Consider the following 26767-nt stretch of genomic DNA (forward strand, 5'->3'; position numbering starts at 1 on the left):
TGCTCATCGTCATTCTTAACCCCCGGTTATACCGGGGGCTATTCATGGTTTGACCACTTCGTGGTCTGTGGAATAAAAACCAGCTGTATAGAATTTGTAATCTCGAACCTTGATCGAGGGATTTGCAATCCCAACACGATCAACAATTAATCGTTTTGGCGAACCCTCCTTTTCTTGATTGACCTCATTCCTGCCAAAACAAAAAACCAATGCCTTTCTTTTACCCGGGATTGAAACCCCGGGCTACCAATCTAGCGTCCCTACAGGACTTTTAATTCCCCGTCTAGGTGTAGAATGTTATCCTAAGCATAATCCGTACAGTAGTCGGACGTAAAACGCTTTAATATCCTTATATTAATTACAAGGGGAATTTTGCTCCCGGTGTTTTTTTGAAACTAGTGTGATTGGTTTTTTGCACGAATGTGCTTATCAAAGCTCATTCTTGCAAATAAAATCTTATAGCCTGCAAGAAATGTGAAATTCAAGGCTGTTTGATCTCCATACTTTTATTGGCACGATCTCAAGTCAATTATCTAACAGGTTCATTCTGTTGGTCTTGACTGAGGTATTTCAATTAAACATAACCCAAAATAGTATGGTAAAGACCTTTTACACATCCTGCCAAAAATTCCTCTTTGGAATGTTTGTCTGTTCAATGCTGCTAGTTACGAGCAGTTTTATTTCTTTAGAAAGGGACAATATCCCAGCTAAAGTAGGTAATGACAGTATTTTAAAAGAGTCGCTGTCATTGGATTTTTCCGCTTCAATTGCTGATTTTAACAAAGCGGAAATCACAATCACAGGAACCGTCTCAGACGATACCGGTCAGCCAATGCCGGGCACTTCAATTCTTGTTAAAGGAACTACCACAGGGGTTGTGTCAGATTTTGATGGGAAATACACTATTGCTGTGCCCAATGAAAATTCGGTTTTGGTATTTTCATTTATTGGCTATTCCACCCAGGAAAAAGCTGTTGGAAATCTTTCCAAGATTGACGTGACATTAATTGCAGATGCTTCCGATCTGGAAGAAGTTGTTGTGATAGGTTATGGTACTACCAAGAAGTCAGACTTAACGGGGTCAGTAATTTCTGCTCCTCTCAAGAATTTTGAGGAAGCACCAAATACGAATATTCTACAGGCATTAAATGGGACTACGCCTGGTGTAAACATCGGTCAGGTCTCTACTGCTGGCTCTGATCCAAGCATACAAGTGAGAGGGCAAACTTCCCTCAATGGTAATCAAAGCCCACTGATAGTCTTGGATGGAGTATTCTATCGCGGAAGAATATCTGATCTAAATCCAAGGGATATTCAATCCATTGACATTTTGAAAGATGCAAGCAGCAAAGCCATTTATGGAGCTCAGGCTGCAAACGGGGTAATTATCATTACTTCTAAAACTGGTAAAAAATCTCAAAAGCCAGTGATTAGCTATTCTGGTTTTATCGCTTCGCAGAATCCTGCGAATCAACTTACCCCATTAGGAAGAGAGGATTATTTGAAAAGTGCCCGGGATGTAGATTGGCAAAGAGGCTATGTTGCTCCTGACTATTTAACTGAGAATCCTGATTGGACATTGGATAATAATACAGGCTTTTTCCCGCCTTTGATGGATGGATTGCGAAATGGAACTGACTACAGCTGGTACGATGAAGTAACCAGTCCCGGATACATCAATGATCAAAATATCAGCATCCGAGGTAGTTCAGATAACACTTCTTATTTTATTTCAGGAGGCTATACAGATCAAACTGGCTGGATGTTAAATGATAAATTCAGCCGGGTAACCGGAAGAATCAATTTGGATACAGACATTACGAAGTGGTTGAAAATTGGAATAAATACCTTCGGTTCCTTTACAGATTATTCCGGAGATAGTCCTGAATTCAACATCATCCCTACCATGAGTCCGTTGGTTACTTCTCAAAAAGAAAACGGTGAGTATAACATAAATCCATTGGGTGATTTTAGATTGAATCCTTTTCTACAGGCTCAGTCTGATAATCGTGATCTGAGAAATAACATTTCAGCAATACTCTATGCAGATGTTAAGATTCCATTCATTGAAGGATTGAGCTATCGGGTAAATTTCAGCAATAACTATCGCTGGTCTAATTTCAGTACCTCCAATCCTTACGATGGTGGATTGGCAGGTCGAGCACAGAAAAACAATAGCTGGACACACGATTTACTTCTTGATAATATTGTGACTTACACTAAGGAGATCAATTCAAATCACAGATTGACTCTGACTGGCCTATATGGTTTCAATAAGATCGTTTTTGATGAAACCAGAGCGGTAGGTACAGATTTCACCAATCTCACCCTTTCTTACAATAGCTTGCAACAGGCATTGATTCAGCGTATCGGATCAAGTGCATGGGAGGAAAGTTACTTATATCAGATGGGCAGATTCGCATATGATTTTAAGCGCAGATACTTGTTCACTGCCACCATTCGAAGAGATGGATTTAGTGGGTTTTCTGAAAATAATAAGTTTGGGGTTTTCCCTTCTATAGGCTTGGGGTGGGTGATTTCGGAAGAATCCTTTCTTGCCAATGCAAAAAATATTGATTTTCTAAAGTTCAGAGCTTCTTACGGTGTCACTGGAAATCTAACGAGCCGCTATAGCTCGTTGGCGACAGTTTCTTCGGGAACTAACTCACAATATGTTTTTGGTGATGGGGCAAGTGCCGAAAATGGTCAGAGGATTGTTTCTCTGTCAAATCCGGATTTGTCTTGGGAGAGAACGGGCGGAGTAAACTTCGGTTTGGATGCAGATTTATTTGATGGGAGGATCTCAGCTAACCTTGATTACTACGAGTCCACCACTACTGATCTACTATGGAACTTTGTCCTGCCAAATGTCACTGGCTTTTCAAACATTGTCTCAAACGTAGGCGAGATCAATAATAAAGGTCTGGAACTGGTTTTGAATACAAAACTTATTCAAGCGCAAGATTTCTCCTGGGATTTTGGCTTTAATTTCTCCAGAAATACCAATAGAATTGACAAATTGATCGGACTGGATAGAGATGGAGATGGCAAAGAGGATGACCTGATAGCCAATAACCTGTTTATCGGAGAATCGATTGGGACTATTTATGGATTTGTAATAGATGGTATTTGGCAAGTCGAAGACGAGATACCAACAGGCTTTGAAGCCGGATTGTATAAGTTGAAGGATTTGGACGGAGATGGAAATATTACTCCTCAAGGTGATCGACAAATATTGGGAAGGACAGAGCCAGCGTATCGCTTTGGAATCCAAAATACACTCAAATACAAAGAGTTTACGCTTCGGTTTTTCATCAATTCTGTTCAAGGGGGCAGCAATAGCTACTTAGGGCAAAACAATCCTTGGGCAGGTGTGAATTATGGAACTGTGGGAACAGCGCAAAGCAGCAACTGGTATTCTGAAGTAGACTATTGGAGTCCATCAAATCCCGGTGCGACGTACAGAAGACCTGGCCCGGATGCGGGAATTGCAGGACAGAGATATTTTGACAGAAGCTTTGTCAGACTTCAAGACATCTCACTCTCCTACAGTTTCAACAGTACTATGTTGGATAAAATCGGCATGCAGTCTTTTAAGGTGTTTGTCTCAGGTAAAAACCTCCTCACTTTCACCGATTGGGAAGGTTGGGATCCGGAAACAGGTCAGGGATTGGGAGCGGAAGCAGGGCAAAGCTTACCAGTCATGAAAGGATTTTCCCTTGGACTAGATGTATCATTCTAACGCATTAATCTCATTCTTATGAAATCAACTATTAAAAATATACTTGCAATTATCCTCTTTTCAGCAATGACCAGCTCATGCGTAGAGGATGACTTTCTTAAAGAAACGCCTTTGGATTTCTATAGCACAGGCAATTCATTTGTAACCTATGAAAACTATCAGGGGGCGCTTACGGATATTTATGCTCAGGTTAGAAATCTGAAGTTTAACGCCAACGAAAACGGCTACGCTCATCTGTATGGTACCGATATGATGATCAATGCGAGGAGAACGAGTGACGGGTTACGATTTGGTAACTATAGCGTGGCACTAAATCCAACCAGCGGAATACCATTATATCATTGGAACGGATTGTATAAGATCATCACAAGCGCAAATAGTATCATAGATCGATTGGAAGAAAACACTGTCCTTACTGAAGAAGAAAAGAAATCGGTAGCTGCCGAAGCCCACTTTTTCAGGGCTTTTGGTTATCGAAATCTCGTTTACCTTTTTGGAGGTGTACCATTGCTGCTTAATGAAGTAACTGCACCTACCACTGATTTTGTACGAGCAACAAAAGTAGAGGTGATCAATCAAATCGTAAGCGACTTGCTGATTGCGAAAGAAAATCTTCCCGGCATCAATGCAGTGGAGGACGGGAAGCTTTCAAATCTGGTCGCAAATCAACTGATTGCTGAAATCTACTTGGAACAGGAGAAGTGGGATGAGGCAATTGCGGCATCATCAATTGTAATAGATGATCCTAGCACAGCATTGATGACTGAGCGTTTTGGTTCTTTGAAAAATCAGGACGGAGATGTTTTTTATGATCTTTTTCGAGTGGGAAATCAAAATAGAAAAGGTGGAAATACCGAGGCTATTTGGGTAGCTCAATTTGAGGTGGATATACTTGGTGGTGTTTTGTCTTCGACGAATTTGGGAGGAAATGTGTTGGAGCGCGTGCATGCCCCAGCCGTATTTACGCTAACTGATCCGAATGGAAAAAGGGGGTCAGCAGGTTCACTTTCCAACTTAAATGCAGGAGGTCGAGGCGTATCCTTCATGCGACCTACTCAATACATGGAGCAAACCGTATGGGCAGATGACTTTACAGGGGATATTAGAAATTCCAAATACAACTATGTGCGTGATTTCAAATACGATGAGCCAAGCTCAGCATGGTTCGATTCAAGTGCGGTTAAATATCCTGGCCCAAATCTGAAAGCTGAAAGCTGGAGATGGTATCCTTGGATTTCGAAAGTGACTACTCCTGGTCAGCATCCGGATAATCTATACGCCAATAAAGAAACAGGACTGTTGACAAATGGTGCCGGCTCTACTTATTCTGATCAGTATTACATGAGATTAGCGGAGACTTATCTGATCAGAGCAGAAGCTTATTTAGGGCAAGGTAATTTGGCAAAAGCTGCCGATGACATCAATATGCTTAGAAACAGAGCCAAGGCAAAACCTGTAATGCCCTCTGAAGTGACTATCGATTATATTCTGGATGAGCGGGCTAGGGAATTGAGTTTTGAAGAAGACCGAAGATTGACGCTGGCTAGATTGGGAAAAGTGGTAGAAAGAGTGAGAAAATACAATGATCTCAATAGCTCCAATATTTTGGATCATCATGGACTTTGGCCTATTCCTGCCAGAGAGATCGAGGCAAATATCAATGGTAAACTGGAGCAAAATCCAGGGTATTAATTAACTTAGGGTTTACTATAAATTTAAAAAGGGGAGGCTTTTGCCTCCCCTTTTTTTTTGCTCAAATTCAGCTGACCAGGTGTTTTCTTTGATATTGTTGAGGCGTAAGACCCAGCGTGTTTTTAAAAACTCGGTTGAAATAGGAGATGTTTTTGAATCCACACTCGTAGCCAATTCCTGATATATTAAGGTCTTCGCTTAGCAGCAATTTACAGGCGTATCCGATTCGTACTTCATTGAGAAACTGCGTGAAAGTTTTCAGCGTGCTGGATTTGAAATAGCGGCAAAATGCGGTTTCATTCATGTTGGCTACATCCGCAGCTTCTTTGAGTGAGATCTCTTCCATGAAATTGTTCATTACAAAATCATGCACTTTATTGATCCTCGTTGCTCCTTTGGATTGGTAAGAATCCATAAAACCTATACTGGATAGCTTTCTGTATTCCTTAGATTTTGAAATCAGATATAGCATCTGGATGAATTCCATCAACTTTTCTCCGCCTTCCAGCTCATTAAGTCTGACCAACCGAGTTGAAATTAACTCTCGTGTTTTACCAAGAATCTGTAAACCCTGGTTGGCATCATCCAATAATTCCTGGATGCAATTCATCTCTGGTAAGCTGAAAAATTCCTTTCCCACAAAATCCCTAGTGAATTGTGTGAGAGTTAATTCTATCTGAAGTTCAGGAATATCCTCGTAGTAAATTTTGTCAGAACGCCATACATGAGGTAAATGTGACCCAACCAAAACCATATCCCCGCTGGAAAATGCTTCAATGCTATCCCCAATAAATCGAGTGCCACTTCCATTGATTATATGCAAAAACTCCAGTTCAGCATGATTGTGCCAAATGTCATAGGTATGATTTACAAAGACTTTTCCAGTGTAAAATGACTGCTCAAAAGAGCGGGTGTTCTTTTTCAGGAATAGAGGTAACATAGCTTTTCAAATGGTTTTTGGGTTTACTCATTAGAAATATGTTTAATTCTTGCCAATTAGTAAAGAACTAATCGCTGAAATGCTAAAATAGTATTATAGGTAGCAAATTTCAGAGAATAGGGTTTTGCCAATTGCATGTACTTTAGGGTATTATTTAGTATAGGGAAGAGACTTTATGATTGCTTGATCTGGAGTTTTTTTCCAAATACAATAGACCCAAAATACATGAGGAAATTCATATTTAGTGTACTCCTATTCGTAGGGGTTCAAGTAAGTAATGCACAATCCATTGATACCTCAGCAGAAAGAGTTTGGACACCTCTGAAAGTTGAGATGAGGCGAATTGGAACTTTAAAGCCTAAATCCACTTCCGAAATAGTATCATCTAGAATAACAATAGGATGTGAAACGCTGGACAGAGATTTGGCTGTTTGGGATAATTATAAAGCCTACTTAGCGCCTTTAGGAGCAAAGAAAATCAGGCTTCAGGCAGGTTGGGCAAAGTGCGAAAAAGTAAAAGGGGAGTACGATTGGCAGTGGTTGGATGAAATCATTGATTATGCGATAGCAAATGATTTGGAACCTTGGCTTCAGCCATCTTATGGCAATCCCATCTATGAAGGCGGAGGAGGAAAAGGATTACTGAATTCACTGATGTCTTCTGAAGAAGCATATCAGGCATGGGATAACTGGGTTGCAGCATTGGTCAACCGATATCAAGATCGTGTGCAGGAATGGGAAATCTGGAATGAACCTGACCATCCTATGCAGGAAATCAGCCCCGAGACAACAGCGGCATTAAATATCCGCACTGCAGAAATCATTAAAAAAATTCAACCGGAAGCCCAAATAGCGGGATTAGCCTTTGCTTCCAATAGCGATCAGGAGTACTTAGATCGATTTCTTAAAGTGATAGCAGATCAGGATAAATTGAATTTGTTCCACTGGATATCGTATCATAGCTACACTATGCGACCTGAAGACGCGTATTCTGAAAAGCGGGTTTTAGGCCTCAGAAAGATCATTAGCAAATACTCCGACAAGCTACTTCTCAGACAGGGAGAGAATGGTGCGCCATCAACCTACATTCCAAGCTTTGCACTTTCAGAATATTACTGGACAGAATATACACAGGCAAAATATGACATGCGCCGATTGCTTGGGGACTTGGGAAATGATATCGAGACTTCAGTATTCACCATAATAGACATTTATTATAAACCTGTTTTGAATACCAAGGGATTGATTCAATCTGACATAACCATGGCGGCCATCCGTCCTAAAGTGGCCTATTATGCGATTCAAAATTTGACTTCATTGTTTGACGATACCTTGGTACTGGATGGGGATTTAGAGTTTGACACTGATGCCGATTCGTCTCTTTCGGTGTACAAATACCAAAGCAATGGAAAAGTCCCTTCCCCCTTAATTGCTATTTGGCTCGATGGACAAAATGCAACTAACTCATTTGATACGCAGAAGATTACTATAAACTTTTCTGATACAAAATTTCAGGAGCCTGTTTGGGTGGATTTATTGACAGGGAAGGTTTATGAAATAGCGGATGATCAATGGGAACAGAATGGTGAGAAAGTAGAATTTGAAATTCCAGTCTATGATTCCCCTGTGTTGATTGCCGAGAAATCAAGTTTAAATCTCCTGTGATCAGCTCCTAATCCTAAAAAATCAAGGGAAAAGAGATGAACATTTCTTACCTATATTTTGATATTTCTACCTTAACTATCCTTAACCCAAAATACTGACATGGAAAAACTTCAACAGCTGGATTACTACGCATTCATACTTTATATGCTGCTGATGGCTGGAGTAGGTGGTTTTTTCGGATGGTTTGTAAAAGACATCAAGCAGTATTTCAAAGGTGGAAATACAATTCCCTGGGTAATCGGTGCCATCAGTAATTACATGGGATTATTCAGCTCCTTTGTTTTTGTAGCTCATGCCGGGATAGCCTACCAATATGGATTGTTCGGAGTGATTATTCTCTGGAGTACCGTATTTCCCTGTTTGATCGCTGCGAGGTATTTGGGGAAAAGATGGAGAAGATCTGGCATCATTACTCCTGTGGAATACCTGGAAACCCGCTTTAATTCTGGGGTGCGACAAACGTTTAGCTGGATAGGTTTGGTGATCCGTTTTTTGGATAATATGGTGAGACTTTATGCCATTGGAATTTTCATCACGACGGCGACTTCCTTCTCCTTTTATGAAAGTATCCTGATCTCAGGATTTGTCATCACGGCTTTCACTATAGTTGGTGGAGTTTGGGCTGTAGTAGTGATGGACACGTTGCAGTTTGTGATCTTGATTTTCGCCTCCTTGATTTTGGTGCCTTTGTCACTGGAAGCAGCTGGCGGACTGTCTAACTTGATGGATGCGCATCCAGCTCATTTTAATATATTCAACGGGCCAGACGCGACACCACTTTGGATCTTGGTTTATTACGTGTTGATCAGTTTGAAATACAATGCCAATTGGGTTTTTATCCAGCGTTTTTACAGCGTAAAAGATGAAAAATCCTCCAGCAAGCTAGGCTATTTTACTGCCGCCTTATTCTTCGTTTTCCCTATTTTCTTCTTATTGCCCGCCATTGCTGCACAGGAAATTTTACCTGATTTGAGCAATCCTGAAATGGCTTACGTTGGGGTGGCGGTGAAATTACTCCCAACCGGATTGATGGGTTTGATGCTGGCAGCCATTTTTTCAGCCACCATGTCCTCGCTGAATTCTGAATTTAACGTCATGTCTGGTGTATTGACCAATGATATCTATAAGCGACTCTTCAATCCGAATGCTTCTGACATGCACTATATCTGGGTAGCAAGACTTAATATTATTCTGGTTGGAATCGTTGCAACCATCGGAGCATTATTTGTCGGACAGTTGGGTGGGGCTTTTGAAGCGAACAAACTGCTCACCGGCATCTTTTCTATTCCACTGGCAATCCCTTTGATTTTTGGGATAATATTCAAGAAACCCAGACCACTTGGCGCGATTGCTACCGTGATCGTAGGGATTGGATTGGGGCTAGTGTTGAATAGTATTGCTGGTTTGAGTTGGGAAATGGCGACCTTAATTGAAATCGTGGTTTGTTTCCTTATATTTTTCGGCTCAGGAATATTCGTTTCCAAAAGTCTGGAATATAAAACAAGGGTGGAGGAATTTTTCAAGCAGCTGAATACGCCGTTGCGGAAAGATGAAATCCCTGAAATCTCTGAACAATTCCAGAATATGCTATTCATGGTTTTTATCATTGCGCTTGCGATAAGTGGCTTACTTATTTTCGGAATGGCAATGTTTTCAGTAGGAACCCTGGGAAGTAAAATAGCGATCTACGGTGCCATATTTCTTATGTTGTTGGCTGTGATCCTGTTTTTCTATTACAAAAAAATCAAACCTAAAACCTATTGAATTTTATGAAAAACTTTATTGACGATAATTGGCTGATAGGAAATAAAACAGGGGTATCCTTATTTCATGAGGTAGCTTCTTCCTTGCCAATTATAGATTTTCATAACCATATCAATCCTCATAATTTGGCGGAAAATAGGTGCTTTGAAAACCTAGCCCAAATTTGGGTAAATGAAGATCCATACAAGCACCGGGCTATGCGGATCTGTGGAATTGCCGAAGAGGAAATTACCGGAAATGCCAGTGACCTTCAAAAGTTCTATAATTGGGCAGAAACGCTTCCAAAAACAATGGGCAATCCGCTTTTCCATTGGAGTGCATTGGAGCTGAAACGCGTATTTGGAATCGATGACTTATTGAATTCTTCAAATGCCCGGGAAATTTGGGATTCCTGCAATGAAAAGCTTCAACAAAATGAGTTCAGCAGTAGGTCACTTGTCAGCAGCTTCGGAAGTGAAATACTGATTACCTCAGACGATATTTTGGACGATTTGGAGTCTCACCATTCACTGCATTTGTCCCAATTCGAAACCCAAGTGCTTCCATCCTTACGGGCGGATAGTTTGGTTACTTTTTCCAAAACCAACTCCAAAAACTGGATTGAGAAATTGGGAACGGATACGCGAGTGTCCATCAACAGCCTGCAGGATTTTCTGGAGGCAGTCAAAATCCGACTGGATTATTTCGGTGAAAGTGGTTGCCTGTTCGCAGATCATGGCTTGGATGCGGGCTTTTCGTATATGCCTACTTCTGAAGAAGAAGCGTCCAAAATCTTCAAACAACTGATTTCAGAAGACTATCCAATAGAAATGGATCTGATCAGGTTGAAATCGTTTTTACTCCATTTTTTGGGAACCGAATATGGAAAACGAAATTGGATCATGCAGCTTCATATTGGTGCTCAGCGAAAAACCAGTTCCAGATTGCGAAAGTTGGCAGGAGCAGCAGGTGGATTTGCAAGTATTGGGAATGCTTGTGATATCAATTCGTTGACGCTGTTTTTGGATGGATTAGAGCAGGTAGGAGCGTTGCCAGAAACCATCTTGTACACCTTAAATCCAACTGACAATGCAGCATTTGCGAGTTTGACAGGTTCCTACACGGAAGATGGGATTATTGGGAAAATTCAATTTGGGCCTGCATGGTGGTACAACGATCATGAGGCAGGCATCCGAAATCATCTTAGCGATCTGTCTTCTTATGGCGTATTGAATTCATTTATTGGAATGACCACCGATTCCAGAAGCATTCTTTCGCTTTCCCGACATGAATATTTCAGAAGAATTCTTTGTGATCAAATTGGAGCTTGGGCAGAAGCTGGAAAAATTTCCAACGATACTGCCATGCTTACAGATTTGATCTCAAATATCTCATACCAAAACATCAAAACTAAGATTCAAAAAAGACAAGGAGTATGTCAGAAATAGATAAAACAAAACGCGTCGCTGTGGTGACTGGAGCAGGCGGAACACTTTGCTCTGAAATGTCAAAATCATTGGCCTCTCAAGGAATTGCTGTAGCACTTTTGGGAAGAGACCTGCAGAAACTGGAGTTGGTTCTTCGGGAAATAGAAGCTGAGGGCGGAACTGCTATTGCTATCAGCACAGACGTCACTTCCGCCGAGGAGGTAGAAAATGCCAGGTTACAGGTTTCAGAACAATTGGGATTATGCTCAATTCTAATCAATGGAGCTGGCGGGAATCAGGCTGAAGCGGTGACTAATTACTTGAAATACCATGAAGATGAACTGCAGGAAGCTCAGGAAGGAACGCGTGGTTTTTTTAACCTCAATCTTGATTCATTTCAGTCTGTTCTCCACACTAATACCATGGGGACTGTGATTCCCTGCCAGATTTTCGGAAAGGATATGGCGAAAAATGGCGGAGGTGTGATTATCAATATCGCCTCGATGAATTCATTCAAACCGCTGTCACGCGTTGGAGCTTATGGGATGGCCAAGGCTGGAGTTGCGAATTTCACCCAATGGCTCGCGACCTATGTGGCACCGGCGAATATTCGCGTCAATGCCATAGCGCCGGGGTTCTTTGTGAATGAGCGAAGCAAGAAAATCTTATTTAATGCCGATGGTTCAACAAGCCAAAGAGGGGAGAATATTCTTCGACAAACCCCTATTCACCGATTTGGACAGGCAAGTGAATTATTGGGCTGTATGAACTGGCTGATCAGCGAGGAGAATGCAGGTTTTGTGACTGGTACGATCATTCCTATCGATGGTGGGTTTCAGGCAGATTCAGGGATTTAAATAAAGCGACAATGATAAACTTCAAAGTAATATTAGCCAGCTGCCTCATTTTCCTTTTTGGAATCAATGCAATAGCGCAGACTACTGATTCTTACGGTTTGACAAAAATCGGTGAAATTAATCCCAGAAATGCAAATGAAATCGAGGGCTCCAATTGGCTTTTGGGCTGCGAAACATTGGATCGGGATTTCACCGATTACGATGCTTATAAAGAATACTTGAATCCATTAGGCATCAAAAGATTGAGGCTTCAGGGCGGCTGGGCAAAAACTGAAAAAGTCAAAGGGCAATACGATTGGGCTTGGCTGGATCATATTGTAAATGATGCGACTTCTCGAGGCTTGGAGCCGTGGATTCAGTTTTCCTACGGGAATGAAATCTATGAAGGCGGTGGCGGAATCAATCTAGCGGCGGGTGTTCCACATTCAGAAGTAGCATTGGCTGCCTGGGATCGCTGGGTGGCTGCAATGGTGAATAGATATAAAGACAAAGTCATCAACTGGGAAATTTGGAACGAGCCAAATTTTGGAGACAATCTCGAAAATACGGCCGAGAAAGCCGCTGCTTTGAATATTCGCACCATCGAGATCGTAAAGCGAATTCAACCTGAAGCGAAGGTTTCAGGATTGGCTTTCGGACATATTGATTTGGAGTACGCAGCAGAATTTTTCAAAGTAATGCATGACTCCGGTAAATTGGAATTGTTGGATAATATCACTTACCACGACTACGTCTATAATCCCGATTCCCATTATCCTAAGGTGATGGAAATGAAAAAGATTTTGGAGCAATATTCCACTAAAATAACCCTAAGACAGGGAGAAAATGGTGCTCCTTCTATTGGCGGGCCAGGCCGAGGAGCCATCGGAGATCATGATTGGTCAGAGCTTTCTCAGGCTAAGTGGGATACCCGACGTATGCTGGGCGATTTGGGTCATGATATTGAAAGCAGTGTTTTTTCCATTATTGACATGGCCTACAACAGTGGCCCGATCAAAAGACTGAATGTAAAAGGACTGCTCATGTCTGATTCCACTAAGCAAGTCATCCGTCCAAAAATGGCCTACTATGCGGTGCAGAATATCGCAGCAGTTTTTGATAATTCCCTGGAGCGCATCACTGATGTGAAGGATTCACATAATTCGAAATACATCCCAGAAGACCCAAATGAGGTAGTTTTCAATAAAAGTACAGACAGGAGTTTCGCAGTTTATGGCTACAAACACCAAGAAACCGGTCAGCAGGTATTTACTATTTGGGAAAGTGAGAGTATGCCTAATAATTCCACTGAGAAGCGTCTGTTCAATTTCACTTTTGCCAATGCAAAATTTGAGGAACCCGTTTATGTGGATATGATTACGGGAGAAGTGTTTGACATTCCAACTGACCAATGGAGTAAAAATGGCGCACAGTATACCTTCCGCAACATTCCGATTTATGATGGCCCAATTCTACTGGCAGACAAAAGTCTAATACCGATCAAAAAGTAATTATTCACAGAATCTAAATAGAACTAACATGAGTGTAGAAAACTATAAAAAAGAAGTCGGGATGATGAATCTCGAGCGATTGATAGAAGCCAGAGAGGTTGTTCCCAAAGTCACTTTCCCTGTATCGGATGAAGAGCTTTTGAGCCGATTTGAGAAGATTTATACAGGAGCGATTAATGATGTATTGCGGGAGTTTACTTATTTGAATCAAGCTTTGCCGATTCGGATTAAAGCGCTCCGTGAGTATCAAACGGTTGCCGGTTTTGCCTTTACTGTCAAAAGCTCCAGCAGTACCCGAGTAAGTGGGGAAATGGAGTTTAGAACAAAAATGCTGGATGAAATGCACCCAAACGCTTTTGTCATCTATGATACCAGTGGAGATGAAGAATCCACTTCCTGGGGTGGTGTGATGACTGCTACTGCCAAAGGGAAAGGTGTAAAAGCCGCATGCGTGGATGGAGGAATTCGGGATACACATCAGATACTGGAAGCGGATTTTCCTGTTTTCTATAAGTATAAATCGTCCAATGGAAGTCTGGGAAGGTGTTTGATTACAGACTATCAGGTTCCTATTCAGATTGACAAATGCTTTATTAGACCCGGTGATGTGATCATGGGAGATGTAGATGGGGTTTTGGCAGTGCCAAGAGAAGTGGCCTATGAAGTGCTTTTGAGAGCTGAGGAAATCAAGGAGAATGAGAAAAAGATTTTCGGATGGGTGAAAGAAGGGCAGAGCGCCAAGGCAATTTCTGACAAGGGAGGGTATTTTTAAATGTAAAATGTGATTGTACGGAATTATGCCAGTAGCCTTATTTTCTTTGCTTATTGTGACCGAAGACAGAAGACGGAAGACCGAAACACCTAATTATCAACTATGTCCATTTATATTCTTGGCTCTTCTGCCTACTGGCAAAGTGGCCGATAATCATAAAGTTTAATATGATTGTACGGAATGATGCCAGTAGCCTTATTTTCTCTGATTAAAAGGACCGAAGACCCCTGACCGAAAGACAGGCGGGGATGACTGATGACCGATGTGGCGTTCATTGAGAGTTTTTAGCAAATTCTGTTTTCGTATGTCCCTTACTTGCAGAATAGCGGATACACATAAAGTTTAATATGATTGTACGGAATTATGCCAGTAGCCTTATTTTCTCTGATTAAAAGGACCGAAGACCGATGACCAATGTGGCGTTTATTGAGAGTTTTTAGCAAATTCTATTTTTCGCATTTCCCTTACTGGCAGAAAAGCGGATACACATAAAGTTTAATGTGAAAAGTGAGATTGAGGATAGTCGTTTGTTATTTTGATAAAATTATGGAGTTATGAAATTTTCAATGCTGTTGCCGGCGAAATACGATGAGCGAAAGTGGTCTTTGGCAAAGCAAATCGGGGTCAATCACGCCATCACCAAGGCCGCTTCCGATCTTTCGGGACTGGCGGATCCATCCCATTTCGAATCTCTAAGGAAGATCTCCGATCAGTTTAATCAAAAGGGATTCGCCTTGGAAGGTTTGGAAGGGGATCAATTTGATATGCAACCAATCAAACTTGGCTTACCAGACAGGGATCAAACGATCGAAAAATATATTCAGATGCTCCGTAATATGGGGCAACTGGAGATTCCGCTACTTTGCTACAATTTCATGGCGACGATTGGTTGGTTTAGAACCCGAGTAGATATACCAGAAAGAGGCGGAGCGCAGGTAAGCGGTTTTTATCATGAAGATGTACAAAATCAATTGGTCTCCGATGAGCTTCGAGTCACTGAAGAACAGCTTTGGGATAATCTGTTTTACTTTCTTGAAGCCGTCTTGCCAGAAGCAAAAGCTTCGGGAGTGAGCATGGCCTTGCATCCTGATGATCCACCGATAAGTCCGCTAAAAGGAGTTGGTCGAATTTTGACGAGTGCTGCCGCATTTGAAAAAGTTTGGGACCGCTTTCCCATAGAAAGTAACAAAATCACCTTTTGCCAAGCGTCATTTCTGACGATGGGTGAAAACATCCAGCAACTTGCAGCGCTGTGGCTTGAGCAAAAACGGATTTCTTTTCTCCACATTCGGGATGTGGAAGGAGATAAGTACAACTTCCGAGAGACCTTTCATGACAATGGCCCCACGGACATGGTGGAAATGTTTAGAACCTATAAGAAATATGGGTTTGACGGGCCAATACGTCCAGATCATGCACCCGCGATGTATGGTGAAACTCAGGGTACTTTTGGGGGAAGTACTTCAGTTGGCTATGAGATCACCGGTAAAATCTTTGCCATAGGCTATTTGAAGGGGATTTATGAATCGGTATAGTTATGTTTAACTAGAGATCTGTGTTCAGAGTGAAACTAGTTTGACATCTAATGATCACAGTATTTTTCCTTTTTACTCAAAAAAATATCCAATAATGGGCTTCTTTCAGGTTTTCAGATCAACGCTAGTTTTAACAGTGATTATTCTTTTTGGTGCTTGTAATCCAGCTCTTGAAGAAACCAATTCACTCCGTGATGGAAACCTTGTTTATGAGGAATATAATCCTGAGTCGTCAGATTTAGTGATTTCTCGATCAGGGTTCTTATAAAGTGCTTTCTTGGTCCATATTTTCCCTAACCTTGTATAGGTGATCACAGAAAGAATATTTTTATGAACCCAAATACTTTAAATTTCAAAGTAATCCCACTTCGCTTCTTTACAGTCACGTTTTTGTGGTCTTGGCTACTTTGGCTACCCTTTGTATTGGAAGGCTTGGGAGTACTTAAAATAAATGACAACCTGATTAGCTATCTAAGCATGTCGGCCATCATTTTAGGCGCATTTGGTCCTGCCATGGGTGCGCTCTTTTCCATTAGGACCCTGCAAGGAAAGTCAGCCGTCAAACCCTTTCTCAAGTCCTTTCTTTCGGTGGATTTTAGCTGGAAAATTTGGGTTACTATTATTACTGTTCTAGGCCTCGTCAATTTTTTGGCGTGGTACCTTCCCGGATTTTTTGGATATGAAAGATTGCCCATGTTGTTACCAACTATTTATATTTTTCCCATCTATTTGCTCTTGATGATATTTTTGGGTGGAGGTCAAGAAGAAGTGGGTTGGAGAGGATATATCATGCCCTATTTAGAATCCAAGTTTGGGTTATGGTACGGAAATATCCTTTTAGGCATTATTTGGGCATTTTGGCATGTCCCGCTATGGTTCATTTCCGATTCTTTTCAAATTTATATGCCTTTTGCGGCTTTTCTAATCGGTTGCATAGGATTGTCATTTTTTTTGTCCTGGCTGATAAAAGCCTCAAAGCACAAGCCTATGTCCGCTTTGGTGGCACATGGCACCTCCAACGCCTTTATGCCGGTATTTCCCAGCGTGGTCATGGCAAACGATGTTTTCCAATTGAATTTTTGGATACTGGAACTGCTCATATTAGGCATAGGCATAATCGCCTTATTATCGATAAAAACAACCAACGATTTATGATCATTTATCTTAAATTTGGTTTTTTGTGATATGTTGCAGATTCCTCTAGTGCCATCCCTCTTTTTCAGCTCAATTGAAGGTTTAGTCTATCTCAAAAAAGAATTTGTGAAAAAAAGGTGTTTTGGACTATTAAACTAGAAGCCATTATTTAAAAGCTTCCTTTTTGGTTTGCTTTCTGTTTGGTTATTATTTTAACGAGTAAAGGATTTTATACCTCTCTCCTGGCTATGCTTTCAAGCAGATTGAAAAAAGAAATACCCCAAAATTATTTACTCCAAAAGCCCTGGGCTGCTTTTGTGATCATCACTGTTTTCGGGTTTTTGTTTACCTTAATTTACACTCCATTTGACACCGCCCAAGTAGAAAGCCAGCTTTTTATGGGAAAACTGATAATTTATGGACTGATGGTTGGTTCAGCCGCATTTATAGCTACAACCTGGCTAGTTAATCCTTTCATCTGCAAAAAGGCTAGTTTTTGGACCATAGGAAAAGAATTGTTATCCTTTGCTGTCATCCTATTTGCGATGGGTTTGACCGTTTATTTTGTCGCCTTCCTGTTGGAACCTACTGCAGGTCGGTGGAATTTTCATACTTTTTTGGACTCCTTCAAATATGCAGTTTTCATCTGTTTTCTACCCTATATTTTTTTCAGCCTCGTTCATGCCCCTTTTTGGTTCAGTACTTTGCCCATTCAGGAAGAGTTCTTCAATCGGCTGCCAGCAGAAAAGCCCAAGGATGTGCCTCTCTTAAACATCAGTTCCAAACTCAAAAAGGAGTCTCTGGAGTTTTATTTGTCCGAACTCCTGTGCATAAGCTCGGAAGGGAATTATGTGGTATTTTATCTGTCTCAAGAGGGCAAGCTTCACAAAAAAATCATCCGCAACAGCATGAATGAAATTGAAGAACAGCTTAAAATGCATGCCTGTCTTCTGAGGGTACACCGTGCTTTTTTGGTCAATCTCAAGAAAATTAGCCAGAAGAGGGGCAATGCTTTAGGATACCGCTTGCGTCTGAATGGATTGGATTTGGAAGTTCCGGTTTCCCGAAATAAGGTCAGGGAATTCGAGGAAAAATTTGCTGCATTCCGATAAACCATTCATCCCAAATGCTTGCTTTTGGTAACAAGTTGGGAAGGTTTCTTGTCCCTCAACCCAACTATTTGGCATCTGTACCACTTCTTGGGTGCTTTCAAAGACCATTAGTTCCTTTGTTCTGTACAACCAACGGATCAAAAGGCCATGAAGACATCAGTTATTTTCCACAAACAGTTCGCAATGATCCTCACATGCATCGCGTTGACTGTTTCCTTCCTTGCAAATGCCCAGACTACAGAAAAACTGACTGGCACTTTGCTAAATGCGTCCAATGAGGAGCCAGTTCCATTCGCCAATGCGGTCCTGTACCAGCTTCCCGATTCAATATTTATAGCAGGAACGAATACGGACAGCGATGGTAACTTTCATCTGCCCTTTTCAGGAAATAGCCCTTTGTTTTTAAAATTCAGCTACATGGGTTTTGAAAACGTAATTTTGACGCTAGAAGATTCAGGAGAGCTTGATCTCGGAAAGGTATATATCCGGGAGTCGGAAATGGTATTAGAAACCCTGGTGGTAGCAGGTGAAAAGGTAAAAGGAAGTACAGAAGGAGGAAAAGCTGTCTTTTTAATCAATAAACAGCATGTGGCCGCTTCTAATACCGGCATGGATATCCTGAACCAGATTCCTGGAGTTTTTGTGGATTTTAACCAAAGCATCCGTATTAGTGGAAAGAATAAGATCATCATCTTTGTTGACGGTGCTGAAAGGGACCACAGGTATGTGCAGCAGCTTAGGGCAGAGCAAATTGATAAAATTGAGCTGGTGATGAATCCTTCAGCCATGTTTGCAGGTGAAGCAGATGCCGTCATCCATATCCTATTGGCCGAAAAGGAAACCGGCTTCTCGGGAATGGTCTATGCTGAACTGCCCATTTCGCGGAATGAAGTATACAGTTTCCCCACAGCAAGTCTGTCAATTTATACTCCGAAACTACATGCCTATACCAGTTACAATGGAGCTTTTAGCTTTTTTGATGTTACACAGAGTTATGAGCGAAAAATTTTTGGTGAAGGGGAAATTTTGACGGACCAACAAACCCGGCAGAGAAGTCTTTCCCACACCTTGCATCAAGGATTGGAATATGCCTTTGCTCCGAGCACTTTACTTCATGGCTATCTGGCGGCCAGCTGGTTTTCAGAAACCCATAATGGGAACATAACCCTTCAAAAAAACGAAATGGAGCCTTGGATAGCTCAGCGGCAGGAAAAAGACTGGAATAGGTCTGTGACAACAGCCCTCTATCTGCAGCATGAATTTAATAAAGAAAAAGATAAAGGAATTACGGTGGATTGGACACATAGCCGCTTGATGGGAGAAAACAGGTTAACCCTTCTCCATGAAGAGGAAAGTTTTGTCAACGCTACTCGCCCGGAACAAAAAGTTTCAAATTTAAAGGTTGATTTCAGAACAAGGTTAACCTCTGCCATTCGCCTGATGACAGGATTTCAGATACAACAGCAACACTTTGGGAATGGCCATGAAAACAGCTTTGATTTTAAAAGCAGCGTCCAAGCCCTTTACAGTACCATCCGTTGGAAAAAAAATGCGTGGGATATGGAAGCCGGGCTTAGGACAGAGCAAATACACATCCAAACGGCCAATCAGGACAAAAAAAGGAATCATTTGTACGTCTTGCCCAATGTAAGAATGGGATATGTTTGGAATGAGAGACATTCTGCGAGGTTCTTTTTCCGTTCCGCCATGGTATACCCCTTATTTCACCAGCTAAATGATTTTGAGGCCACTCTGGATCCATATACCATATCCTTTGGCAATCAGGACTTACAGCCTTATATCTATTATCAGGCCAATCTGGAACATACCTGGAATACAGGAAACCTCATGCTTATGAATTCTTTGTTCTTTGAAAAAAGAAGCAATGTGATCAACAGTCTAAATAGCATGAATACATCTGGTCTGATGGAGGTCACTTTTGACAATCTGGGAGACCTGTACCAAATAGGCTTACAGTCCAGTGGGTCTCTGAGGCTGAGTAAATCCATTTCATTAAACCATATGATCAGAATTTTCCATAGCAGTGGCGTCGGAAATGAGATAGAAAATTTCCCATCAAGAGACCGTTTGGCCATGGAGACTGGATTTTCGGGAATAATGGCAATTAAAAAGGATATTACCATCACCCTCCGGTTCAGGTACCTATCTCCAGTTTATGATATTCAATCTAATTTGTTTAGCGGTCCTTTGTATTTTGTAGCAGGAGAGAAAAAGCTAGGAGATCAGTGGAAAGTCGGCTTGACATCTGCTCTGCCCTTTTCCCGAAAATTTACCTACTATGGATTGGATACCAAGGGAGATGAATTTTACCAAAGGGCTATCGGACAGATTAATATGTCCAGGATACCATTATGGTTTACTGTGAACTACTCATTTCAAAAAGGCAAGAAAGTAAAAAAAGAAAATAGGAACGTTTCCAGCGGACTACACATCAATAAAAGAGGCTTCTGATTTCAGAAAAAGGTATTCCACACCTGATTTCCCCTGCGAGGTGTATTAATATCTTCACTGTGCGTTGCTTCTATCTATGTTCGATAGAAAGTAACAAAATCACCTTTTGCCAAGCGTCATTTCTGACGATGGGTGAAAACATCCAGCAACTTGCAGCGCTGTGGCTTGAGCAAAAACGGATTTCTTTTCTCCACATTCGGGATGTGGAAGGAGATAAGTACAACTTCCGTGAGACCTTTCATGACAAAGGCCCCACGGACATGGTGGAAATGTTTGAAACCTATAAGAAATATGGGTTTGATGGGCCAATACGTCCAGATCATGCACCCGCGATGTACGGGGAAACTCTGGGTACTTTTGGGGGAAGTACTTCAGTAGGCTATGAGATCACCGGTAAAGTCTTTGCCATAGGCTATTTGAAGGGGATTTATGAATCCATATAGTTATGTTTAACTAGAAATCTGAGTTCAGATTGAAGATAGATTGAGATTTAATGATCACAGTATTTTTCCTTTTTACTAAAAAAAATATCCAATAATGGACTTCTTTCAGATTTTCAGACCAGTACTACTTTTAACAGGTATTATTTTCTTTGGTGCTTGTGATCCAGCTCCTAAAGAAACCAATTCACTCCGTGATGGAAACCTTGTTTATGAGGAATATAGTCCTGAGTCGTCAGATTTAGTGATTTCTCGATCAGCCTATTTGGATAAGCTTTATGGCTTTTGGTTGGGAGAGAGCATCGGCAATTGGACTGGGCTAGTGACCGAAATGGATAAAATTGGAAATATTGGAGAGATCCAGATAGGAGACTTTTACACCAGAAAGGATTGGTGGGGCTCTGATGACGATACGGACATTGAGTACATGTACCAATATTTGCTTTACACCAATCAAACGAGCATACTTACTCCCGTTCAAATTAGAGAGGGTTGGTTAAAGCACATCAAGTCCGAGGAAGAGAATTACCTCTGGGTTTCCAATCAAACTGCCTTCAACTTGATGGAGGAAGGGATGCTTCCACCGTTGACCGGCGATCCCATTAACAACAAGCATTTTGATATGATAGATGCTCAGTTGACTACGGAGATTTTTGGACTTTTTGCTCCAGCTAGACCTGATAAAGCATTGGAACTGGCTAATCTGCCTATTCAAACCACCGCCAGAAATGAAGCTCAAAAGATCGCTGAGTTTTACGTGATCATGCATTCAATGGCTTCTAAAGTGGACAGTAAGCTTCCCATGAAAGATCAATTGATGTGGATGTCCAAAGAGGCGAGAAAGAATTTGCCAGCCGATTCGTATCCAGCAAAGATGTATGATTTTGTGTTCGATCAGTATGAGAATGGTGCTAAATGGGAAAGTACGCGTGACTCCTTATATGTAAAGTACCAGGAGAATCAAGAAGATGGTTACGCCATTACTTCAAAAAACCTGTATTGCAATGGTTGTTTTGCTGCAGGAATAAACTTTGGAGCAAGTATGGTGAGTTTGTTTTATGGAGAAGGAGATTTGAAAGAAACCATTAAAATAGGAGCACTTTCGGGTTGGGATTCTGATAATCCAACAGCGACTTGGGCAGGTTTAATAGGATTTATGCTGGGAGGGGAAGAAGTGCAGAGGCAATTTGGAGGAGGTCTTTCCGAGCAATTTAATATCCACAGAACGAGACAGAATTTCCCAAACAACGGGCTGGATACTTTTGAGAATATGGCTAAAGTGGGCGTTTATATTACAGACCGTGCCGTTCAAGAGGTACTTGGTGGAGGAGTCGATCTGGAAAAGGTTGTTTGGTATGTGCCTGTTGTTAAATAGTGAAAGGCGCTTAATTTCAATTTATTGGGTGGGCGAAGTACGTCTAAAATCTTTCAGATCAGCGTTGATAGTTTTTTCAACAGAGTTAATATAATCGTCCAGAGAGTAAGGCTTCTGGCGTCATTCTGAATAACGGATCATAAATAGACTGAATTTTAGACGATTTGATATCCGTTAGCTCATGAAGTCAACTTTTTGAAAGTAGGGGGAATTGCGGATAATCAGATAAAATCACAACCCTTCCAGGTTGGACTTTCTTTTAGCACTCATTTTTTCGTAAAGGGATGGAGACATACCTGTGACCTTTTTAAATTGATTGGATAGATGACTGATACTGCTGTAATGAAGTCTGTACGAAATCTCCGTCAGGTTCATCTCTCCATAGAGCAGAAGTTCTTTCACCTTTTCGATTTTGTTTAGGATGATGAATTGCTGAATAGTGATCCCTTTTTCTTCGGAAAATATATTGGACAAATAGGTGTAGTCATAGTTCAATTTCTCACTTAAAAAATCAGAATAATTTGTCTTTGGCAATTCGTCAGAATAATGAATCATTTCCACAATTACATTTTTGATTCTTTCTATAAGGATATCCTTTTTGTTTTCAATTACTTCCAGCGCTGATACTTTTAGATTTGCTTTCAATCGGTGGAGCTGTTCCATGGAGACATCTTCCAGAATATCTACTACTCCTAGCTCCACCTTTACTTTTGTAATACCAAGGTTATCAAGTTCTTTTCTCACCAGCATTTTACATCGCTGACTCACCATATATTTAATATAGAGCTTCATAGCATATTCACATTAGGTATCTAGTCTAAATTCAGAAATCATATCGGCCTGATGGTAAATTAAGTTCACTAAAAAGGTATCCCCACTAGGGAGCTATTTTGAAAACCTTGAAATATCCACTACGGACAACAGGCATTTTTTGTCATCGTCGACCACACCTTCTACATAAACAGAGCGTACCAACTCTTGGTCATAGCCAAGTCTTATGTGGCAGGATTCTTTTGAATTACTGGTATATAGCAGGTCAAAAAAACGATTAAACATCTCCAAAGAATCCTGTGAGAGGAATAGTCTAAAGTTACTATCTACTAATGAAAACCGCGGTTCTCCAAGCATTTCTGCTCCTGTGAAGTTGAGTTCCACTATTCCACTGTTCTCGTTAAGGATGAAAAAACCAATAGGTGCCAGATCGTACAGCATGGTGAGCTTTTTCAATGTTGCCTCTACTGAATCGTAAGCAAGGTGAAGCTCTTCGTTCTGCATCTCAAGTTCTATCTGATGTACGTGAAGCTCATGCAATAGCTTTTTGACATCTGCTTCCTCTGTGGGAGCGCTCTTTATTTTCTGATTCTTGATCAGTTTTTCCTCAGCTTTTTTTCGCAAAGTGCCTGGATCCTTAAAATCAAATTCATCTTCAGGTATCATATCATACTTTAGTTATCATCATCATCATTACTTTTGAGGCTTTCAAATTACTACTCAGGAATTGAAAAGTTCCTATCACGAGGGCCTTTTTATTTTCAGCTATCAAAAGCGTCATTTCATATTTCCCCGGCTTTCCTAGTTTTGCCAATTTGTTGATGTCTTTTTCAGTTTTAGCCCATTCTGATTTAGGCACAAACATCTTTACATAATTTCTCCCTATTACTTCCTCTTTGTTTATCCCAAAGAAAAATTCTGCATTGCGGTTGAATTCCTTTATGTCTCCGTTGGCGGATAGGCTAATGAAAATGTCAGACGTGGAATCCAGGCACATACGATGCATTTGCTCATTCTCTTCCAAGCCAACTTCAAGTTGCTTCAAGTCGGAAATGTTGATAAAAGTGATGACGAGACCGTCAATTCTGTCATCATTGGTTCTATAAGGCATAATCCGAATGGAAAACCATCGACCGTCTTTGGCAGGAATCTGTTTTTCAATAAATATCAGCGTTTTGAGTACTTCCAGTGCGTCATCTTCTAGTTCAGGATAGATAAGATTGGTGACCTGATCTGTAAATGGTCTACCTATATCGCTCTTGATAAATTTGAAAATATGGGTAGCCTGGTTGGTAAAACGTCTGATATTTAATTCCTTATCCAGAAAAAGTGTGGCAATGTCCGTGCTGTTAAGCAGGTTTTTCATGTCATTATTTACCCGTGAATAATCATCTGCATTCGCTAGTAACTCGGCGTTTACAGTTTGGAGTTCCTCATTTAGGCTCTGCAATTCTTCCTTCGAACTGGTTAGCTCTTCATTGGTGGATTGTAATTCTTCGTTGGTGGATTGCAGTTCCTCGTTGGCAGATTTCAATTCCTCCTGTGATGTCTGCATTTCTTCGACCGTGTTCTGCATTTCAGATTGCATTTGCACCAATTCCTTTTCCAGTTCTAATTGACGGGGAATTTTACTTCCGGCTTTTGATGAATTACCAACAGGCAAGGGCGTATCTACTTCCTTAAAAATAATCATCACATTCCCCTTTAGCAGGTCTGGCTGCTCAATAGGTTGAATCCTGATGTCTAAAGTTTGAGAATCACCTTTCGTTCCTACTTTAATATTTCGCAGTACAACAGGCACTTTCTTTTGAATGACTTTCCGGAAGGCTAAAGGGAACTTCTGGCGCAATCCTTCCCGTAACATGGCGAAAATATTAAGATTCGCCTTACCCACAGAAGGTTCTAGATATTTCCCCGTACGTCCGCTCGTGTAGATAATGTCGCCGTCTTCGTTGACCAGTACACCCACAGGAGAAAAATACTTAAGCAAGAGTTGATCAGCAAGTGTTTGAATATTCGGTATTGATTCGAGAGGAGATGTTTTTTCATTTTCAACGGGATTCGTCTTGGAAAATGAAGTGGGAAAATCAAATGATTCGGGTGATTGGGTCAAGGCAGTCTTTTGGTAAAATTTAAGTTTGGTGTCTAATGTGCTGAAAAGATTTCCCTGAGATCCAAGGGACTCGGAGCTGCCCAGGAGTAGGAACCCTTCGGGATTGATGCTGTAGTAAAACAACCCAATTATTTTCTTTTGCAACTCATGATCCAAATAGATCAGTAGGTTACGACAGGAGATAAAATCAAGTTTGGTGAAAGGCGGGTGCATCGTGAGATTGTGTTGAGCAAATACCACCATTTCCCTTATTTCTGTTTTCACACAATAGCCTTCCTCCGTTTTTACAAAGAAGCGTTTCAAACGTTCAGGTGACACATCAGAAGCAATACTGGCTCGGAAAACACCTTTTCGTGCCCTTTCGATTGAGTCATTGTCCAGGTCTGTAGCAAATATCTGCATGGAGACGCCCTCCCTATCTGTTTTTTCAAGCGCTTCTTTGAATATAATAGCCAGCGAATAAGCTTCTTCACCAGTAGAGCACCCGGGCACCCACGCTCGTAAAAGTGGGTCGGATTTTGCATTGTTTATAATAGACGGTATAACTGTTTTTTTCAATTTCTCCCAAACATTGGCGTCCCGAAAAAAATTGGTGACCCCAATCATCAGTTCCTTGAATAGAATATCTCCTTCGTTTGGATTTTCGTGCAAAAAATTCACATAGGAAGTGATTTTGTTAAGTTTGTGAACAGCCATACGTCTTTCAATACGTCGGTAAAGCGTGCTTTTTTTGTACAGAGAAAAATCATTGCCGGTATAAGAATGCAAGAGGATAATGATTTTTTCAAGTGAGCTATCATCCTTAACCTCAATCTCCGGATTTGATTTCTTAGCAGGAATATGCTTAAGAAGTTCAATTAGTTTTGCAGGCAGCTCATTTGCTGGGGCCACTGTATCTACAGAAACGGCTTCAATAGCACTTCGTGGCATGCTGTCAAATTTTGCATTTTCTGGGGTTTGTACCATAACTCTGCCGTTGTTTTCTTTTATGGCGCGAATTCCGGCGGATCCATCGGATCCCATGCCTGACAGTATGATGCCGACACCAAGCTCTTTTCGGTCTTCAGCTAGGGATTGCAAGAAAAAATCAATTGGAAGTCGCATTCCTCTTGTTTCCAAGGGGTGGAAAAGGTGAAGTTTTCCTTTCATTATGGACATGCTCTTATTGGGCGGAATCACATAAACGCTATCTGGTTCCACCAGCATGCCATCGGTAACCTCCAATACCTTCAATTTCGTTTTTCGCTGCAGAATCTCAGGGAGCATACCTTTCTGCGTAGGATCCAGGTGCTGGATTATCACATAGCCAAATCCACTGGCTGAGGGAACATTAGTCAAGAATTGTTCTAAGGCCTCAAGACCGCCTGCAGATGCGCCAATACATACAATAGGGAACATTTCAGATTTTAATTTCGGATCAATATTATTTTCACTTACGTCCTGAAAAATAGCCTTTTGTTTTGATTTGGTGGTTGTCAATTCTAAGA

General features: G+C 41.1%; 18 protein-coding genes. 14 read left to right on the forward strand and 4 right to left on the reverse strand.

Translation table 11 applies throughout. From position 1 onward, the window contains the following. The first annotated feature begins 595 nt into the window (after positions 1 to 595). Both BVH04_RS02245 and BVH04_RS02250 read left to right on the forward strand, forming a co-directional pair. Positions 596 to 3742 (forward strand): SusC/RagA family TonB-linked outer membrane protein, encoded by a 3147-nt coding sequence (locus BVH04_RS02245; protein ID WP_086539707.1) that lies wholly within the window; start codon positions 596 to 598, stop codon positions 3740 to 3742. Between the two features lie 18 nt (positions 3743 to 3760). Next, positions 3761 to 5434 carry a RagB/SusD family nutrient uptake outer membrane protein gene (locus tag BVH04_RS02250; protein WP_086539708.1) on the forward strand — a complete coding sequence of 558 codons (1674 nt, stop codon included), beginning with the start codon at positions 3761 to 3763 and terminating at the stop codon, positions 5432 to 5434. Positions 5435 to 5501: 67 nt separating this feature from the next. Here the strand turns inward: BVH04_RS02250 and BVH04_RS02255 are convergent, their stop codons facing one another. Beyond that, the gene (locus BVH04_RS02255; RefSeq protein WP_086539709.1) at positions 5502 to 6374 is read right to left on the reverse strand and encodes an AraC family transcriptional regulator; all 873 of its coding nucleotides are present in this window, start codon (positions 6372 to 6374) and stop codon (positions 5502 to 5504) included. Positions 6375 to 6599: 225 nt separating this feature from the next. On the opposite strand from BVH04_RS02255, the gene BVH04_RS02260 reads away from it, so the two are divergent. The 12 genes from BVH04_RS02260 to BVH04_RS02315 all read left to right on the forward strand — a co-directional run bounded on the left by BVH04_RS02260 (position 6600) and on the right by BVH04_RS02315 (position 22396). Further along, complete coding sequence (locus BVH04_RS02260; RefSeq protein WP_086539710.1) at positions 6600 to 8039, forward strand: GH39 family glycosyl hydrolase; 1440 nt, start codon at positions 6600 to 6602, stop codon at positions 8037 to 8039. A gap of 99 nt (positions 8040 to 8138) precedes the next feature. Beyond that, positions 8139 to 9803, forward strand: coding sequence for a sodium:solute symporter family transporter (locus BVH04_RS02265; RefSeq protein WP_240510802.1), 1665 nt, complete (start codon positions 8139 to 8141; stop codon positions 9801 to 9803). Between the two features lie 5 nt (positions 9804 to 9808). Next, positions 9809 to 11230 (forward strand): glucuronate isomerase, encoded by a 1422-nt coding sequence (gene uxaC, locus BVH04_RS02270; protein WP_086539846.1) that lies wholly within the window; start codon positions 9809 to 9811, stop codon positions 11228 to 11230. Then, positions 11218 to 12066 carry an SDR family NAD(P)-dependent oxidoreductase gene (locus tag BVH04_RS02275; protein ID WP_086539711.1) on the forward strand — a complete coding sequence of 283 codons (849 nt, stop codon included), beginning with the start codon at positions 11218 to 11220 and terminating at the stop codon, positions 12064 to 12066. The genes uxaC and BVH04_RS02275 overlap by 13 nt, the downstream gene beginning before the upstream one ends. Positions 12067 to 12077: 11 nt before the next feature. After that, on the forward strand, positions 12078 to 13556 hold the full coding sequence (locus BVH04_RS02280) for a glycoside hydrolase family protein (protein ID WP_086539712.1): 1479 nt from the start codon (positions 12078 to 12080) through the stop codon (positions 13554 to 13556). A 28-nt stretch (positions 13557 to 13584) separates the two neighbouring features. Beyond that, positions 13585 to 14328 (forward strand): RraA family protein, encoded by a 744-nt coding sequence (locus BVH04_RS02285; RefSeq protein WP_086539713.1) that lies wholly within the window; start codon positions 13585 to 13587, stop codon positions 14326 to 14328. 554 nt (positions 14329 to 14882) lie between these two features. Continuing rightward, complete coding sequence (locus tag BVH04_RS02290) at positions 14883 to 15863, forward strand: mannonate dehydratase (RefSeq protein ID WP_086539714.1); 981 nt, start codon at positions 14883 to 14885, stop codon at positions 15861 to 15863. A 477-nt stretch (positions 15864 to 16340) separates the two neighbouring features. Then, the gene (locus BVH04_RS02295; RefSeq protein ID WP_240510803.1) at positions 16341 to 17018 is read left to right on the forward strand and encodes a type II CAAX endopeptidase family protein; all 678 of its coding nucleotides are present in this window, start codon (positions 16341 to 16343) and stop codon (positions 17016 to 17018) included. 377 nt (positions 17019 to 17395) lie between these two features. After that, on the forward strand, positions 17396 to 18109 hold the full coding sequence (locus BVH04_RS02300; protein ID WP_240510804.1) for a LytTR family DNA-binding domain-containing protein: 714 nt from the start codon (positions 17396 to 17398) through the stop codon (positions 18107 to 18109). 183 nt (positions 18110 to 18292) lie between these two features. After that, positions 18293 to 20581 (forward strand): TonB-dependent receptor domain-containing protein, encoded by a 2289-nt coding sequence (locus BVH04_RS02305; RefSeq protein ID WP_240510805.1) that lies wholly within the window; start codon positions 18293 to 18295, stop codon positions 20579 to 20581. Between the two features lie 59 nt (positions 20582 to 20640). After that, on the forward strand, positions 20641 to 21024 hold the full coding sequence (locus BVH04_RS02310; protein WP_169714341.1) for a mannonate dehydratase: 384 nt from the start codon (positions 20641 to 20643) through the stop codon (positions 21022 to 21024). A gap of 94 nt (positions 21025 to 21118) precedes the next feature. Continuing rightward, complete coding sequence (locus BVH04_RS02315; RefSeq protein ID WP_086539719.1) at positions 21119 to 22396, forward strand: ADP-ribosylglycohydrolase family protein; 1278 nt, start codon at positions 21119 to 21121, stop codon at positions 22394 to 22396. A gap of 231 nt (positions 22397 to 22627) precedes the next feature. On the opposite strand, the gene BVH04_RS02320 is transcribed toward BVH04_RS02315, so the two are convergent. From BVH04_RS02320 to BVH04_RS02330, 3 genes are all read right to left on the reverse strand, one after another. Beyond that, on the reverse strand, positions 22628 to 23188 hold the full coding sequence (locus BVH04_RS02320; protein WP_086539720.1) for a helix-turn-helix domain-containing protein: 561 nt from the start codon (positions 23186 to 23188) through the stop codon (positions 22628 to 22630). Between the two features lie 93 nt (positions 23189 to 23281). After that, positions 23282 to 23833: a hypothetical protein gene (locus BVH04_RS02325; protein WP_086539721.1), complete on the reverse strand. Its 552-nt coding sequence runs from the start codon at positions 23831 to 23833 to the stop codon at positions 23282 to 23284. 1 nt (position 23834) lies between these two features. Continuing rightward, complete coding sequence (locus BVH04_RS02330; protein WP_205635778.1) at positions 23835 to 26759, reverse strand: chemotaxis protein CheB; 2925 nt, start codon at positions 26757 to 26759, stop codon at positions 23835 to 23837. Positions 26760 to 26767 lie beyond the last annotated feature (8 nt).

The organism is Algoriphagus antarcticus (genome assembly GCF_002150685.1).
GTDB lineage: Bacteria > Bacteroidota > Bacteroidia > Cytophagales > Cyclobacteriaceae > Algoriphagus > Algoriphagus antarcticus.

Bases quoted from the DNA above. Each gene is read 5' to 3' on its own strand.
- BVH04_RS02245 (WP_086539707.1), top strand. From the start codon at position 596: ATGGTAAAGACCTTTTACACATCCTGCCAAAAATTCCTCTTTGGAATG.
- BVH04_RS02250 (WP_086539708.1), top strand. From the start codon at position 3,761: ATGAAATCAACTATTAAAAATATACTTGCAATTATCCTCTTTTCAGCA.
- BVH04_RS02255 (WP_086539709.1), bottom strand. From the start codon at position 6,374: ATGTTACCTCTATTCCTGAAAAAGAACACCCGCTCTTTTGAGCAGTCA.
- BVH04_RS02260 (WP_086539710.1), top strand. From the start codon at position 6,600: ATGAGGAAATTCATATTTAGTGTACTCCTATTCGTAGGGGTTCAAGTA.
- BVH04_RS02265 (WP_240510802.1), top strand. From the start codon at position 8,139: ATGGAAAAACTTCAACAGCTGGATTACTACGCATTCATACTTTATATG.
- uxaC (WP_086539846.1), top strand. From the start codon at position 9,809: ATGAAAAACTTTATTGACGATAATTGGCTGATAGGAAATAAAACAGGG.
- BVH04_RS02275 (WP_086539711.1), top strand. From the start codon at position 11,218: ATGTCAGAAATAGATAAAACAAAACGCGTCGCTGTGGTGACTGGAGCA.
- BVH04_RS02280 (WP_086539712.1), top strand. From the start codon at position 12,078: ATGATAAACTTCAAAGTAATATTAGCCAGCTGCCTCATTTTCCTTTTT.
- BVH04_RS02285 (WP_086539713.1), top strand. From the start codon at position 13,585: ATGAGTGTAGAAAACTATAAAAAAGAAGTCGGGATGATGAATCTCGAG.
- BVH04_RS02290 (WP_086539714.1), top strand. From the start codon at position 14,883: ATGAAATTTTCAATGCTGTTGCCGGCGAAATACGATGAGCGAAAGTGG.
- BVH04_RS02295 (WP_240510803.1), top strand. From the start codon at position 16,341: ATGTCGGCCATCATTTTAGGCGCATTTGGTCCTGCCATGGGTGCGCTC.
- BVH04_RS02300 (WP_240510804.1), top strand. From the start codon at position 17,396: ATGGGAAAACTGATAATTTATGGACTGATGGTTGGTTCAGCCGCATTT.
- BVH04_RS02305 (WP_240510805.1), top strand. From the start codon at position 18,293: ATGATCCTCACATGCATCGCGTTGACTGTTTCCTTCCTTGCAAATGCC.
- BVH04_RS02315 (WP_086539719.1), top strand. From the start codon at position 21,119: ATGGACTTCTTTCAGATTTTCAGACCAGTACTACTTTTAACAGGTATT.
- BVH04_RS02320 (WP_086539720.1), bottom strand. From the start codon at position 23,188: ATGAAGCTCTATATTAAATATATGGTGAGTCAGCGATGTAAAATGCTG.
- BVH04_RS02325 (WP_086539721.1), bottom strand. From the start codon at position 23,833: ATGATACCTGAAGATGAATTTGATTTTAAGGATCCAGGCACTTTGCGA.